Raw genomic sequence first — 14,576 nt, forward strand, 5'->3', positions numbered from 1 at the left:
TGAATTCGTGGCAAAAAAATACATGGCCTCCAGTTTTAACTGGAGGTTTTTTTTATGATTATTGTTTTCGGCTTTAGCCAAATAAAATTATTGACATTTTACAAGAATCCGGATTAAATGAGCTTATACGACTTATATGTTAAAAAAAATCTTTTTTAATCAACTCGAAACACCACTAAATCAACGACTTTTGAAAATAAACAGCAAAACACTTGACAACGCCTATCTCACAATCGTATATTTGCACACGATTTATAATTTTAGATAAAAAATCTAAAATCTACACTCTAAAAATCACAATGCCAATATGAAATTATCACATTTTCAATTTAACTTACCAAAAGAACTTTTAGCGGAATTTCCAGCAGAAAACAGAGATGAGTCTCGTTTAATGGTAATCGATCGTCAAAAACAAACTATAGAACATAAAATGTTTAAAGATGTTATCAACTATTTTGATGACGGAGACGTTTTAATTCTTAACAATACTAAAGTTTTCCCTGCGCGTTTGTATGGAAACAAAGAAAAAACTGGAGCAAGAATTGAAGTTTTCTTATTAAGAGAATTAAATTCAGAGCAACGTCTTTGGGACGTTTTGGTAGATCCGGCTAGAAAAATCCGTATCGGTAACAAACTTTATTTTGGTGACGATGATTCGTTAGTTGCTGAGGTAATTGACAATACGACTTCTCGTGGTAGAACTTTACGTTTTTTATATGACGGTTCTTACGAAGAGTTCAGAAACAAATTGACAGAACTTGGAGAAACTCCAATTCCTAAATACATCAACAGAGAAGTAACAGCTGAAGATGCTGAAAGATACCAAACAATCTATGCAAAAGAAGAAGGAGCTGTAGCGGCACCAACTGCTGGTTTACACTTCTCAAAACACCTTTTGAAAAAACTGGAAATTAAAGGAGTAAACTTTGCAGAAGTAACACTTCACGTAGGTTTAGGAACTTTTAATCCGGTTGAGGTTGAAGATTTATCAAAACACAAAATGGATTCTGAGGAATTGATCATTAAACAAGAAGCTTGCGATATCGTAAATGCTGCAAAAGTGGCTAAAAAACGTATCTGTGCTGTTGGAACAACTTCAATGCGTGCTATTGAAAGTTCAGTTTCATCTCAAAATACTTTAAATCCTTACGAAGGTTGGACAAATAAATTCATTTTTCCTCCTCACGATTTTAGTATTGCAAACTGTATGATTACAAATTTCCACACACCAAAATCAACATTATTAATGATGATTTCTGCTTTCTGTGGACATGATTTAATGAAAAAAGCATACGAAGAAGCAATTAAAGAAGGATACAAATTTTATTCTTACGGAGATGCAATGTTGATTTTGTAATTTGCAAGTCAAATCAAATATAAAACCTGTCAGAAATGACGGGTTTTTTTATGGTTTAAAAGTTTCAGGTTTCAGGTTTCAAGCTGAACGCATCGTTGATCTAACCTGAAACTTGAAACCTGAAACAAAATTAACTAACTATTATAGCATTTTTTGTTATTTTTACCTTTCAAAAATTACACAATGACTTTTCAAAATACACGCGAATTCGCGAAACAACTTGACTCACAAGATACTTTAAATCATTATCAGGATCAATTTATATTTCCTAAAGTAAATGACAAACGCGTAATTTATTTTACGGGAAACTCTTTAGGTTTACAGCCAAAACGCACCAAAGCTTATATCGATGAAGTAATGAATGACTGGGCAGAACTAGCCGTTGAAGGTCATTTTTATGCTCAAAAACCATGGTGGGATTATCAGGAAAGATTTGCAGAACCATTGAGTAAAATTGTTGGCGCTTTGCCATCAGAAGTTACGGTGATGAATACTTTGACAGTAAATCTTCATTTGTTGATGGTTTCATTTTATCAGCCAAAAGGCAAACGTTATAAAATTATCTGCGAAGAAAAAGCTTTTCCATCAGATCAATATATGTTTCAGAGTCAGGTTCATTTTCATGGATATAAAACAGAAGATGCAATTGTAGAAATCAAACGTCGTGAGGGCGAACATAATATTCGTCTGGAAGATGTTGTGGCAAAAATTGAAGAAGTTGGAGATGAACTTGCTCTTGTTTTAATTGGCGGAGTAAATTACTATACAGGACAAGTTTTTGATATTAAAACTATCACCGCTGCAGGACACAAAGCTGGAGCAAAAGTGGGTTGGGATCTGGCACACGCTGCTGGAAATATCAAACTTGAATTGCACGATTGGAATGTAGATTTTGCTGCATGGTGTAGTTACAAATACATGAACTCTGGTCCGGGAAATGCTTCCGGATGTTTTGTACATGAAAAACATCACAATGATGCTGATTTACCAAGATTTGCAGGCTGGTGGGGACATAATAAAGAACGTCGTTTTAAAATGGAACCAACTTTTGATCCCGTTCATGGGGCAGGAGGATGGCAAATTAGTAATTTACCTGTTCTTTCATTAGCGCCTTACCTGGCTTCAGTTGAAATGTTTGCTGAGGTTGGAATGGATGCTTTAATTGTAAAAAGAGATCATATAACTTCTTATTTAGAATTTATTCTGCATGAAATTGATAAGGAAGTAAAAGGTAATTTTGAAATCATTACACCTTCAAACCCTGAAGAAAGAGCTTCTCAGTTGTCTGTTTTTTTACACGGAGAAGGAAGAAGTTTGTTCGATTATTTAATGAAAAACGGAGTTATTACAGATTGGCGTGAACCTAATGTAATTCGTCTCGCACCAGTTCCACTGTATTGTTCTTATGAGGATATGTATGATTTTGGACAAATTCTGAAAAAGGGAATTTTAGAGAAATAAAAGAATCTTGCGAAGTTTTTGTTTCACGCAGATTTAAGCAGATTTAAAAATATTTTTCAAAAAGAATCTGCTAAAATCCATTTCAAATCTGCGTGAAAAAAAATTAACAAATAAAAAAATCCGTTTTTAATCAGTGTTTTGCTTTAGCAATCCGCGTCATCCGCGTTCTAATCTACAGGGCAATCTTCAAATTCTATAACCTTTCCACAAAATCCTGTAACTTTAACAAAAGCTATCTTCGTTAATTTGTAGTGTATAATAACTTAAAACTACAATCATGAAAACTGTATATATATTACTAGTAGCCCTATCAATTGTTTCTTGTCAGAATCAATCAAATGCGGATATGAAAAAAGCGAAACAGGCAAGTATAGATTCCATGAAAGTTGCAATTGAACAACAAAGAGTAATGGACTCGATGAAAACGGAGATGGCAAAAATAAAAGAAGAGCAACGAGTAGAATCTCAAAAAGTGGTAGTAGTACATCAACAGGCAGCAAACGGAAATACTGCAACTACAACAACTAAAAAGAAAGGCTGGAGTGCTACTGCTAAAGGTGCCGTAATTGGTGCCGGAGTTGGTGCTGCAACCGGAGCAATTGTAAGTAAGAAAAAAGGTGAGGGTGCAATTATTGGTGGTCTGGCCGGCGCCGCTTTAGGAACGGGAACAGGTGCTGTTATTGACAGTAAAAATAAAAAAGAGTAAGCTAAATAGCGCTATATATAAGACCCCGATCTGGATTTCCAGATCGGGGTTTTGTTTTTATACTAATTCTGGTGTTGGAATTTTTATTGCTGCTAATTCCAATTTATAAAAATCGAACTGATATTTGATTTTTTCTGCATCGCTTCTAAAATAGAAACCGGATTCAAATAAATTCTGATAATAATCAATACCTTCCAGAAGATTAGCTTTAAAACTGTTCCATTTTTTAAGTTGGTTGGCAGTAACTTCGCCGGAAATAGTTTCAATCTCGTTTCTAAAATAATCGATATACATCTTTAATTCTTTCACAAATAAATTAGGACGATTTTTAGCCCTTAAAACAGATTTATTTCCATAAATATGCTGCAACATATCAGTAAGTGAAACTTCTTGATCAAAATACGCCATATTAGGGCCAGGGCAAATAACAACACCTTGTGCCTGTCCTTTTATTTTAATATCATTTTCTAAATAAGAGGAATTGGCTAAACCAACACACAAACATGATTTTTCTGTGATTTTAGTTTTAGCATTCTCAAAAGCATTAATTGAAAGAGTGTTTTTGATACTATCTAATTCGGCTAATTTTATGTCCTGATATTTTTTTGAAGCTGTACAAATTCCGTGAGGATCGTATTCTTTACTCAACGCCAGAAATTTTTTAGGGCAAGAGCTTCCTGCTTTATTCTCGTGGATTCGTTTTTGTTTTAAAATTTCATTTGATGTGCCTCTCACGGTATTAAAAGGAACTCCCAAAGGTGAAATATGACTCAAATACAAATCTTTTTCTTTCGCATTTATCAATAAGTTACGGGTTGTCTGGTCTACAGATGTTGCTTCGGGAACTAATAAAAAAGGAGAGCCCCAGCCAACAGAATCGACCTCGTATTTTTCTAATAAAAATTCATGTTCTTCCGTAGTTCCAACGCCGCCCTGAACGGTAATTTTTAAAGGCAGGGGCTGATCAGGAATAGGTGCATTTTTTTGTTGCAGCACTTTTACCATCAATTCATGAGCAGATTGAATTAATTGTTCTTTTTTCAATTTAAATTCTTCCAAGATAGTTCCTAATAAAAGCCCATCAGTGGCAAAAGCGTGTCCGCCGCAGTTTAAACCTGATTCTATGCGATATTCAGAAACCCAAAGTCCTTTTTTAGCTAAAAAATTTCCCTGAATCATCGCAGACCTAAAATCACTAACTTTTAGAATAATTTTCTTTTTGAGTTCGTTTTTTTGATTTGGAAAAAAGTCTGAAAAATTCTCGAAATAGCTGTAAAGTCTTGGATTCATTCCCGCAGAAAGTACTACTGAAGATTCAAGATTGCTGTTTGCAAAACCTCTTAAAGCAGCATGGGCGTCATTAAACTCAATAGGGAGCTGTTCATTTTTGACAAAATTATCTTTGTCCAGTTTCGTCATGATATTTACATCAATTTCACCTGGAAAAAGATTGGATTCGATGTAGTTTTGAATGTTTTCTTTGAATAAAATTCCATCTTCCAGTAAATTTTGAAAACCTTTTTTAATGTCAGAGGTATTGGGTAATGTTGCTATAAAATTCTCTAAAGCGGTTTTACTTTCAGCTAATTCTGTTTTAAAACTTTCAAACTTCTGTTTTACGATTTTGTCTACTAAGTTTAGATACGAAGTGATTCTTTCGGCGCGATAATCATGGAATTTCTGATTTATTTCTTCATATGGAAAATTGAATTTGGTGCTGTAAAAATCACGCATCTTTTCAATTAAATCATCATCGGCTATAGAAATCACAGACGAAATCCCGTATTGCGCCACTCGTATCGGGCTGTCAATAGTATAAGCGAGTCCCATTACCGGAATATGAAAGGTATGTAAAGGCCTTTTTGTCATTTGTTTTCAAATTAAAATAAAAACAAATGTGAAGAAAAATAATTACTGAAAACCTGATAATTATCAGGTTCGAGGTTTCTTTACATAGCCCACGGTTTCAACCGTGGGAGACGGGGCGTAAAATACATTGTGTTCCAACGGTTAAAACCGTTGGCTATGTCAACAAATAAAAAATTTGCGGAAATTCGTGTAATTCGTGGCTAAAAAATACTAAATCAAAATCTTCTTCAAAGATTCTGCAATGCTTCGCCATAAAAAATTGTAGAATGATTTTTCCTGAATTCTTTCAAGTTCAACCTCGGCGGTTTTTGCTTTGTCTTTTGAGTCGTTTTTCACTAATAAATTAACGATTGCAGATTTTAATTTTGCTTCTTTTTCCGGGTTTTTCTTTTTGAATAATTTCACTTTCAGATCGTCATAATCTAAAGAAGCATTTCCTTTGGAGACATTATCATTTCCATAAAAATTAAAACGGTATTTGTTAAAAACTCCCGTAAACGAAGCATTCATATAAGGCTTGCTGAATCGGCCAATAGCAGCAACATCAAAATTTGAAATAACGCCCTGAATATGAAAACTGTCTTTTTTATCTAAAACATTAAAATTCCAATTAACATTTAATGGCGAAGTTTTCATGAACACGCAGTTAATTTTGATTTTTACATCATCCATTTTTTTCAACCCAAAACCACTTCTCAAATTTGTTGCCTGAAGATTAAAATGATCAAAGTTTAAAACACCCGGACCTTTAGAAAAATCAATTTCTTCTTCGTAAACCAGTTTTGATTTCAAGACTTGCAAAGTATCAATTTGTAGCGGAAATTTAATATTTCGTAATAAATGATTGTAAAGATATTTTTTGCTTAAATCATCTTTTGGCATTTTGCCACGATAAATATTGGCATCAAAATGATTGATTACAAGTGAATTTGCTTTAAAGAAAAAACGATCATTTTTAAAACCCCAATCCATTTTTGCTACTTGGGCTGAATCGAATTTTAGCGTATAAATATCCTTTTCCTTATCTAAATGCTTAATAAAATCTCGTCGGTTAAATTGAGGAAGATTAGAAAAATCATTGATTTTTATAAAGTTTTTTTCGGTACTTATTTTGCCAATGTTAATATGATAAAAAGCACTTGGTTTGTAAAATAAGCTATCAATTACTAAAGCGTAACTTTCATATCGAAGCGGAATTTTTTCGTTTAAGGTTGCATCGGTAATTAAAATACCTTCCAGTTTTAAAATCATTTTTTTAATACTGAAAATTGGTTTTTGAGAATCTAAAGAAACAACATCCACAGATGCGTCATTTAAATAAATGTTCGAAACAGCAATTATTTTACGAAAGGGTGCGATAATTTCATTCTTAATGCTTTTGCTGTTATTCAAAAGTTTTTCGCCTTTTTTATATAAAATAACTCTGGGTTTATTGATGATAATGCTCTCGGCCTGAATAACGTCGCGAAAAGCCAAATCCCAAATATTAAAATGCTGAATGGTAATAGATTCGATTTTCGAAAAAAGCCCGTTTTTGCTGTCTTTAGGTTCATTTTTCGGGCTTACTAATAATGTCTCGGCGTAGATATTTCTGGAAAAAAGCGATACTTCAATTTTTTCGTAATTAATGTTATATGGCGTATTGTTTTTTTCGTGAATAATAATCGGAAGTTGTTTTTTGATCCAGTAATTCAGACCAATATTGGCAAAAATCACAAGTAAAAAAAGGGAAATTACACCGATTGCTATTTTTTTATATACTGACATTTATAGGATTGGTTTTAAATACATAAATTTAGGCTTTAAAAAAAAAGGATTATTACATTATTCTCTTTATTGGTTACATGATTTTACAAACCTTATTATTTACTTATTTCAAAATATGAGAAGATTTAAAAAATTTCTGCTGGTTTTATTCGTACTTATAGTTGTAATTGGAATAGGTTTGTGCGCTTACATTTTTCATTTAAAGCCTAAATATGAAGGTGAATTAGAACTTAAAAACATCCAAAAAGAAACCATCGTTTATTTTGATGATTTTGGTGTTCCCCATATTTATGCCAATTCTGAAAAAGATGCAATGACAGCTTTAGGTTATGTACACGCGCAGGAAAGATTATGGCAAATGGAATTATTACGCCGAATTGCTCCAGGGAAATTATCAGAGATTTTTGGATCTGTTGCGCTTAAAAATGATATGTTTTTCTCCGGAATTGGTATCGAAGATGCTTCAGCGAAAGCCATAGCAAAACTGGATAAAAACAGCCAGAGTTATCAATTAACAATGGCGTATTTAGACGGAATTAATCAATATTTAGAGAAAGGCGTAACACCAATTGAATTTACTTTGGTTGGTGTAAAAAAGAAAAAATTCACGATAGAAGATGTTTATAATATTTTTGGATACATGTCTTTTAGTTTCGCAATGGCACAAAAAACAGATCCTCTATTGACAGATATTAGAAATAAATACGGTTCTGCCTATTTGAAAGATTTAGGAATTGAAGGCGAATTTAATACTACACAAATCAAAAGTTCAAAAGAAAATATTGAAGAATATACGGCAATTTCAAAGTCGGTTGCGGCTTTGCTGGATAAATCGCCCATTCCTCCATTTGTGGGCAGTAACAGCTGGATTGCAGGACCAAATAAAACGAAAAGCGGGAAAGTAATTTTTGCGAATGATCCGCATATTGGGTTTTCGCAGCCAGGGACCTGGTACGAAGCGCATTTGGTAACGCCAAATCATGAATTGTACGGTTGTTATTTAGCTGGAACGCCGTTTCCGTTATTGGCGCACAATCGCGATTATGCTTACGGATTAACAATGTTTGAAAATGATGACATTGATTTTTATCAGGAAAAAAATAAAGCCGGAGATTCAACTCAATATCAAACGCCTGATGGTTTTGCAAAATATCAATTGATCAAAAAAACAATTAAAGTAAAAGATAGTTCTGATGTAGTTTTAACTGTAAAATCAAGTCGACACGGACCTATTATGAATGATTTACTGGAACGTTTAGATCGTAAAAATCCAATTGCAATGACGTGGACTTATACCCAACAGCCGATTCAGATTTTGGATGCTGTTTATGGGCTTTCGCACGCTAAAAGCAAAGATGATTTTAAAGAAGCAGTACAATTAGTTGCCGGGCCGGGATTGAACGTAATGTACGGCGATGCTAAAGGAAATGTAGCCTGGTGGGCAACGGGAAAATTATATAAACATAATAAAGGCGTGAGTACGTACTTTATTTTAGACGGTGCCAGCGGAAAAGATGATATTGCAGAATATCTGGATTTCTCCAAAAATCCATCGGCAGAAAATCCAAAATGGGGTTATGTTTATTCCGCCAATAACCAGCCGGAAGCTATTGATGGCTTTTTATATCCGGGATATTATTTGCCTGAAGATCGTGCAAAAAGAATTTCAGGCTTAATGGATGCAAAATCAAATTGGGATAAGGAAGAAATTAGTAAAATGATTTATGATAATACTTCTGATATTTCGTCGGGCGTTGCTCAAAATCTAATTTCGAGTTTAAATAAGGAATCTCTTTCGATAGAAGAAAGACAGGCAATTGGAGTTTTAAAAGCCTGGAAAGGAACTAATAATTTAGAAGATATTGCGCCAACGATTTACAACAAATGGATTTATTTGTATTTGAAAAATACTTTTGAAGACGAAATGGGATCTGACAATTTTAATTTATTTCTTGGAGTGAGTTTAGGAAAACAAATTATAGCCAGACAGATTGTAAATGAAAATTCGGTTTGGTGGGATAATATAAAAACCAAAAACGTAAAAGAAACCAGAAGTGAAATCGTATCAAAATCATTTCACGAAGCTATTACCGATCTGAAAAAACAATTAGGAAATAATGTTCCGGATTGGAATTGGGGGAAAGTCCATACGGTAGAACACGAACATCCGCTTGGAAAAGTGGCTGCTTTACGCGGATTATTTAATGTTGGTCCATTTGCAGATCCAGGATCCAATGAAGTGATCAACAATCAGTTTTTTGGATATAATGAAGAAGGGAAATATTATGTAAAAGGCGGACCTTCGACCAGAAGAATTGTAGATTTTGCTGATATTGAAAACAGCTGGAGCATTTTGCCAACCGGACAATCCGGAAACCCTTTTAGCAAACATTACGACGATCAGGCTGATATGTTTGTTCACGGGAAATTCAGAAAAATGAAGTTGAATAAAGAAGAAATTATAAAAACTTCGACAAAATTGGTTTTCAAACCAGAAAAAAAATAGTTTGATTTGTTTCAGGTTTCAAGTTAGTTCAAAGGTTAGAAAAAACCTTTGAACCTTTGCAACTCTGAATCTTTGTGCCTTAGTTAGCCAATAAATACTTCCCTTCAACAACATCTTTGGCATAAATATCCAGATTGTTAAGCAGGACTTTGTTGGTTGTCATTGCGTTTGTAGTTTGGTAAGCCGTATTTTTTTGATATTCTTTTAATAATGTTTCTAATTCTACTTCGTTGTAAAAGGCAAACATATTATAAACTGCATCTCTGAAGTTTTTAAAGTTGATGGTTTCAGTTATTTGAACCGTTTTTTGCTCGTTCCATTTTTCTTTATAGGCCGTTTCGTTTATTTTGGTTAAGCAATAATCAACAAAATAGGTTTTGTAATTGGTAACATCAATAATTTTATTGACAATAATAGTATTTTGCTGGGTTGGCATTGGAGCCTTAGCAACCGAAGTTTGAGAAATACAAATAGCAGGAACAAACATCAATAATACAAGAAACAGAAAGTAGTTTTTTTTCATAGGTTATCTTAAAATTGATTACAGTTTTTAAGCTGTAGATCAGGTTGATTTAGATTTTAAATATTATTTTTTGGGCTTGGCTAAAATAGTTTTTTTGTTCTGAATATTCAATGGAAAAAATGACTTTTAAATAAAAAATCTCCGATAGCAAATTTTAAAATTTCTGCTGTCGGAGATTTGTAAAGTAATAGTGAAGAATAGCATTTTCAATCCTTTATTTTCTCGAAGTTCGCATCGCTTTTACGACTTTTAGGTTTTTATCTTTTGATAATTCTTGGTATTCAGGAGTTTCCATTCCGTATAAGGCAATTTTCCCATTTTCATCATTATGAATTCCCCAACCGTATCTTTTGGTTAAAGGCGAAGCGCGAAAACACGCCTGACCTTTTGAGAAAAACTGTTCTCTGGATTTTTCATATTCTGATTTGGTTAAATCATTTTTATCTGCAAAAACCTGAAACAAAACATCATCAGAAGAATATTTGTATGGATTTTTGCTGATGATTTCAAACTCGATATTGGCAATGGTTTTTTTGTCGCCTTTTTGCTGTGGGATTTCACCATTAGTTGCCGGACAATCTTCTGCAACTTCAATAAAAGTATTTTGATAATTTGTAGTGTGAATTTTCATGTCATTTATTGATTAAATAGCTTAGCTAAAATAATCATTTCAAATAAAAAAACTCCAACAATCCAGTTTTAAGCTGAATTATTAGAGTTAATTTGAATAATTTATTCTTCGTTTCTGATTATTTCTTTTTCAAAATTTCTGCTAAAACTTCTTTTCCATGTTCGTTTTTAGGATCAAGTTCTATCGATTTTTTGTAATTCGCAATTGCTAATTTTGTGTCTCCATCGGCTAAATAAGCTTCGCCTAAACTATCATACGCATTTCCGGATTTAGGAAAAGCTTCTACATTAATTTTAAAAACTTCAAGAGCTTCTTTCTTTTTTCCGGTCATTAATAATTGATATCCAACATTATTCATATCATCTTCCTTAATGCCATAAGTTGAATCTGCTTTTAGTTTTTTATAAGTTTCTGCTCCTGTGGCTGCGCCTTTTTCTGTTAATACATCTAATAATTCAAATGCCATTGATTTTTTTGGCTGATTAAAAGGCTGATTGTATAAAATATTTCTAATAGATTCTGTCATTTCACCCAAAACAGTTCTTCCTGTATTATTTAATAAAACAATAAGAATCTTGTCAGATGGAACGCGGGAGATATTGGTATTAAAACCATTAATTCCTCCGCCATGTTCAATAATTTTTACTTTTCCTTTAGTTCCGTTTGTTACATCTCTAAGAAACCATCCGTAACCATAAGCCTCATCTCCTTGTGCGATATAAGGCTTAAACAAAGATTCCATTGATTTTTCTGAAAGCAATTTGTTGGTATAAAGTGCCTGATCCCATAAATATAAATCTTCTACAGTAGAATATAAAGAACCCGCAGCATACGGAATACTCATGTCGATATAAGAAGAGTTTACGATTTTTTTACCTTGTTTTTCGTAACCAGCAGCTCTGTTTTTTAATATAACATCGCTGTGATCGTAACCAGAATTGACCATCTTTAAAGGAGTAAAAATAGTTTCCTGTAAATATTGCTCATAAGTTTTACCAGTAATTTTTTCAATAATATATCCCAATAAAAAATAACCCGAGTTACTATAAGCGAATTTTTCACCAGGCTTAAATTCAAGCGGTAAATTCGAAAATGTTTTCACAAAATCTGCAGGCGAATATGCATTTCGGGCCTTTTCATTCATAAAGTTGGGTGCGCTGGTATAATTTGGAATTCCGGATGTATGGGTCAATAAATGATGAATCGTGATTTTGTCACCCGTTTCTTTTGGATAATCCGACAAATAAGTTGTGATTGGAACATCTAATTTTATTTTGCCTTCTTCGGCCAATTTCACAATTAACAGAGCCGTAAATTGTTTACTTATAGAACCTAATCTAAATTTTGTATCCGGCTGATTTGGAATATTCCATTCCATATTGGCAGAACCGTATCCTTTTTGCAGAATGACTTTTCCGTTTTCTGATACAAGTGCAGAGCCGTTAAATAATCCGTATTGATTGTATTGGTTTAATAATTGTTCAATTTGTTTTGCTTTGTCCTGAGCAGAAACGCTGAAAGCAGATAGTACAAGAAAACAAACTGCAATAAGTTTGATTGGTTTTTTCATTTTTGATTGATTAGTTAGGGTTAATGAGTGGTTTTTGATTATGAAATGATGAATGAAACTCTTCTAATTTATTAGACGACTATTCTTTCATTTTGTTTCAAATATCAATCAATTTTTTGGTATTTGTCTTAATACCTTATAAAAACCACAAAAATCAGGATTACTTTTTAATAGGTTTATGCTCGTAACTAACAATTCGTTTCAATATCCAATTTTCATCTTTCCGTTCCCAAATATGAATAAATTTCCCAGTGCCAACCGGAATATTATTCACAAGAAAAGTGTGTTCACCCAATTGTACCGCGCCAAAATCGCCTAACTTATCAATTGTGGTGGAATCTAATTTCCGGGTCAGTTTTTCAGTTCCGGCGCATTTTTCGGCCAACGATTTTATTTCGTTTCCCTTAGAAGTATTTAATCCGAAACGATCGTCGTAAAACTCGACATCTTCGGCTATTATTTTTTTAAAAAGACTGGCATCACATTGATTAAATGCCACATCAAAAAGTAAACTATCCATTTTGATGATTTCAGTTTTCAGAAGATCCATTTTTGAAACTTCATGGTTGGTTTGCGCCTTTGCTTCTCTGTTTAAAAACAATATAAAAAAGGCTAATGTGTTTATCATTCGTGTCATAGCTTCTATATTATTTGGTTTCTATTTCAATTATTTTTCTTCCGTTTTCGCCTAAATAATGGTTGACAATTTTTTCGTAAACCTTATAGCCGTCATCAACATTGGTAAAAATAAGTAAGCCCTGTTTTGTTTTTGGAAGCAATAAAAAAATCGTCTGAACGCCTTTGTCTGCGCCACCATGCGAAAGTGCATAATTGTTATTTCCTAAGTCGTAAATTTCAAAACCCAACCCGAAATATTTGTTTTTCTTTGTCTCAATTTGATGCGAAATCATGTCGTTAAAAACTTTTTCGCTCAAATCATCGCTGTTCATTACGCTGCATAAAAAAGTTCCGTAATCTTCAATTGAAGTTAATAAATCATCGGCAGCGTTTACGGTTTTGTTTTTGGTTGGTTCGTAGGCAACTCCTTTGTTGCTATAATTAATAGCATATCTTGAAAGATCGATTTTATCATTCCAGATTAGTTGTGTATCGCTCATTTTTAACGGATCAAAAATCAATTCATTTGCTAGTTGATCTAATGTTTTATGAAATTTCTTTTCTAATGCTTTTCTCAAATATTCGAATCCTTCTCCGGAATATTGATATTTTGTTCCCGGTTTAAACTTAAAATCTAATTTCCCGGATTCGTTCATAAATCTCCAATTCGGAAAACCGGTTTGGTGACTCAGAATAATTCTTGTCGTCAGCAATTTTGTATTTGGATCGTTTGCGATATCCGGATCTGTCCAATATTTATACAGTGGCTCGTCAAGATTCCATTTTCCCTGACTTACGAGTTTTAGCGTTACGATTGCCGTTACCGGTTTTGTCAATGAAGCGACATTCCAAATGGTATTATAAGGAGCTGAAATACCTTTTTTAAGTTCGCCAAACACTTTTACTTGCTGCAGTTTTCCGTTGTTAATTACGCCAATTCCCAATGTTGGAACATTATTTTGTGATAGCCATTTTTCAATTTCTTCATCATTATCAAAAATATCAGACTTTGTTTCGGCCATTTGAGAAGACTGATGATCATAGCTGAGGGATCTGCGCAATTTCCAGATTCCGTTTTCTAATATCCACAGATGCGTAAATTTGGCTGTACTGCCAAAATTTTCTTTAGCGGCCGCCAGAGATTCATTATTCTCTGCAAACTTTTCATAAAATTGATGAATGCCTATTTGAATAGCGCCATACAAAACACCTTTTTTGTATAAAGGATAAATTTCGGTACTGTTGGGGATTAGATATCTTCGGGATTGAAATTTACTTATAGAACCACAAAGACCTTTTTTAAGGTTTTTCAGAAATAAAGTCTTGTCAGAAATACTGTCTTTGTCGTGATAAAATTCAAAATTATCACTTACAAGGTTTTCAAACTGTGAAATATCGCAAGTATTAAAGCCAACATTAAACAGAAGGCTGTCTTTTGACATGATGGTTTTGTATAATGTTGAGGTTTTTTCTTCCTGAGAATATCCAAAATGGAATTGAAAGAGGAATGTCCCCACTAAAATTGCTTTTAATGGGAAAAATGATGGATTGATTTTCATTTTATGATT

At 33.2% G+C, this 14,576-nt stretch carries 11 protein-coding genes; 4 read left to right on the forward strand and 7 right to left on the reverse strand.

The window, feature by feature from the left end; all coding sequences use genetic code 11:
- Window positions 1-307 precede the first annotated feature (307 nt).
- The 3 genes from queA (at window position 308) to BUE22_RS20300 (ending at window position 3,524) form a co-directional block, all read left to right on the forward strand.
- A complete protein-coding gene (gene queA / locus BUE22_RS20290; RefSeq protein ID WP_073397792.1) occupies window positions 308-1,357 on the forward strand; it encodes a tRNA preQ1(34) S-adenosylmethionine ribosyltransferase-isomerase QueA in 1,050 nt (349 codons plus the stop codon).
- Between the two features lie 183 nt (window positions 1,358-1,540).
- Entirely contained in the window at window positions 1,541-2,818 is a 1,278-nt protein-coding gene (gene kynU, locus BUE22_RS20295) for a kynureninase (RefSeq protein WP_073397793.1), read from the forward strand.
- Between the two features lie 277 nt (window positions 2,819-3,095).
- On the forward strand, window positions 3,096-3,524 hold the full coding sequence (locus BUE22_RS20300) for a YMGG-like glycine zipper-containing protein (protein WP_073397795.1): 429 nt from the start codon (window positions 3,096-3,098) through the stop codon (window positions 3,522-3,524).
- Window positions 3,525-3,581: 57 nt separating this feature from the next.
- Here BUE22_RS20300 and BUE22_RS20305 read toward each other — a convergent pair whose 3' ends face one another.
- Window positions 3,582-5,393 (reverse strand): hypothetical protein, encoded by a 1,812-nt coding sequence (locus BUE22_RS20305; protein ID WP_073397797.1) that lies wholly within the window; start codon window positions 5,391-5,393, stop codon window positions 3,582-3,584.
- A gap of 210 nt (window positions 5,394-5,603) precedes the next feature.
- Window positions 5,604-7,160, reverse strand: a complete 1,557-nt coding sequence (locus BUE22_RS20310; protein ID WP_073397799.1) for a hypothetical protein — start codon at window positions 7,158-7,160, stop codon at window positions 5,604-5,606.
- Between the two features lie 115 nt (window positions 7,161-7,275).
- Between BUE22_RS20310 and BUE22_RS20315 the strand changes: the two genes are divergently transcribed.
- Window positions 7,276-9,666 carry a penicillin acylase family protein gene (locus BUE22_RS20315; RefSeq protein ID WP_073397858.1) on the forward strand — a complete coding sequence of 797 codons (2,391 nt, stop codon included), beginning with the start codon at window positions 7,276-7,278 and terminating at the stop codon, window positions 9,664-9,666.
- A gap of 79 nt (window positions 9,667-9,745) precedes the next feature.
- Here BUE22_RS20315 and BUE22_RS20320 read toward each other — a convergent pair whose 3' ends face one another.
- The 5 genes from BUE22_RS20320 to BUE22_RS20340 form a co-directional block, all read right to left on the reverse strand.
- The gene (locus BUE22_RS20320) at window positions 9,746-10,189 is read right to left on the reverse strand and encodes a hypothetical protein (protein ID WP_073397801.1); all 444 of its coding nucleotides are present in this window, start codon (window positions 10,187-10,189) and stop codon (window positions 9,746-9,748) included.
- Between the two features lie 214 nt (window positions 10,190-10,403).
- Window positions 10,404-10,820 carry a DUF6157 family protein gene (locus tag BUE22_RS20325; RefSeq protein ID WP_073397803.1) on the reverse strand — a complete coding sequence of 139 codons (417 nt, stop codon included), beginning with the start codon at window positions 10,818-10,820 and terminating at the stop codon, window positions 10,404-10,406.
- 118 nt (window positions 10,821-10,938) lie between these two features.
- Entirely contained in the window at window positions 10,939-12,390 is a 1,452-nt protein-coding gene (locus BUE22_RS20330) for a serine hydrolase (protein ID WP_073397805.1), read from the reverse strand.
- A 160-nt stretch (window positions 12,391-12,550) separates the two neighbouring features.
- Complete coding sequence (locus BUE22_RS20335; protein WP_073397807.1) at window positions 12,551-13,027, reverse strand: nuclear transport factor 2 family protein; 477 nt, start codon at window positions 13,025-13,027, stop codon at window positions 12,551-12,553.
- A gap of 10 nt (window positions 13,028-13,037) precedes the next feature.
- On the reverse strand, window positions 13,038-14,567 hold the full coding sequence (locus BUE22_RS20340; protein WP_073397809.1) for a serine hydrolase domain-containing protein: 1,530 nt from the start codon (window positions 14,565-14,567) through the stop codon (window positions 13,038-13,040).
- Window positions 14,568-14,576: the final 9 nt, after the last annotated feature.

The organism is Flavobacterium pectinovorum, from assembly GCF_900142715.1.
GTDB classification, from domain to species: domain Bacteria; phylum Bacteroidota; class Bacteroidia; order Flavobacteriales; family Flavobacteriaceae; genus Flavobacterium; species Flavobacterium pectinovorum.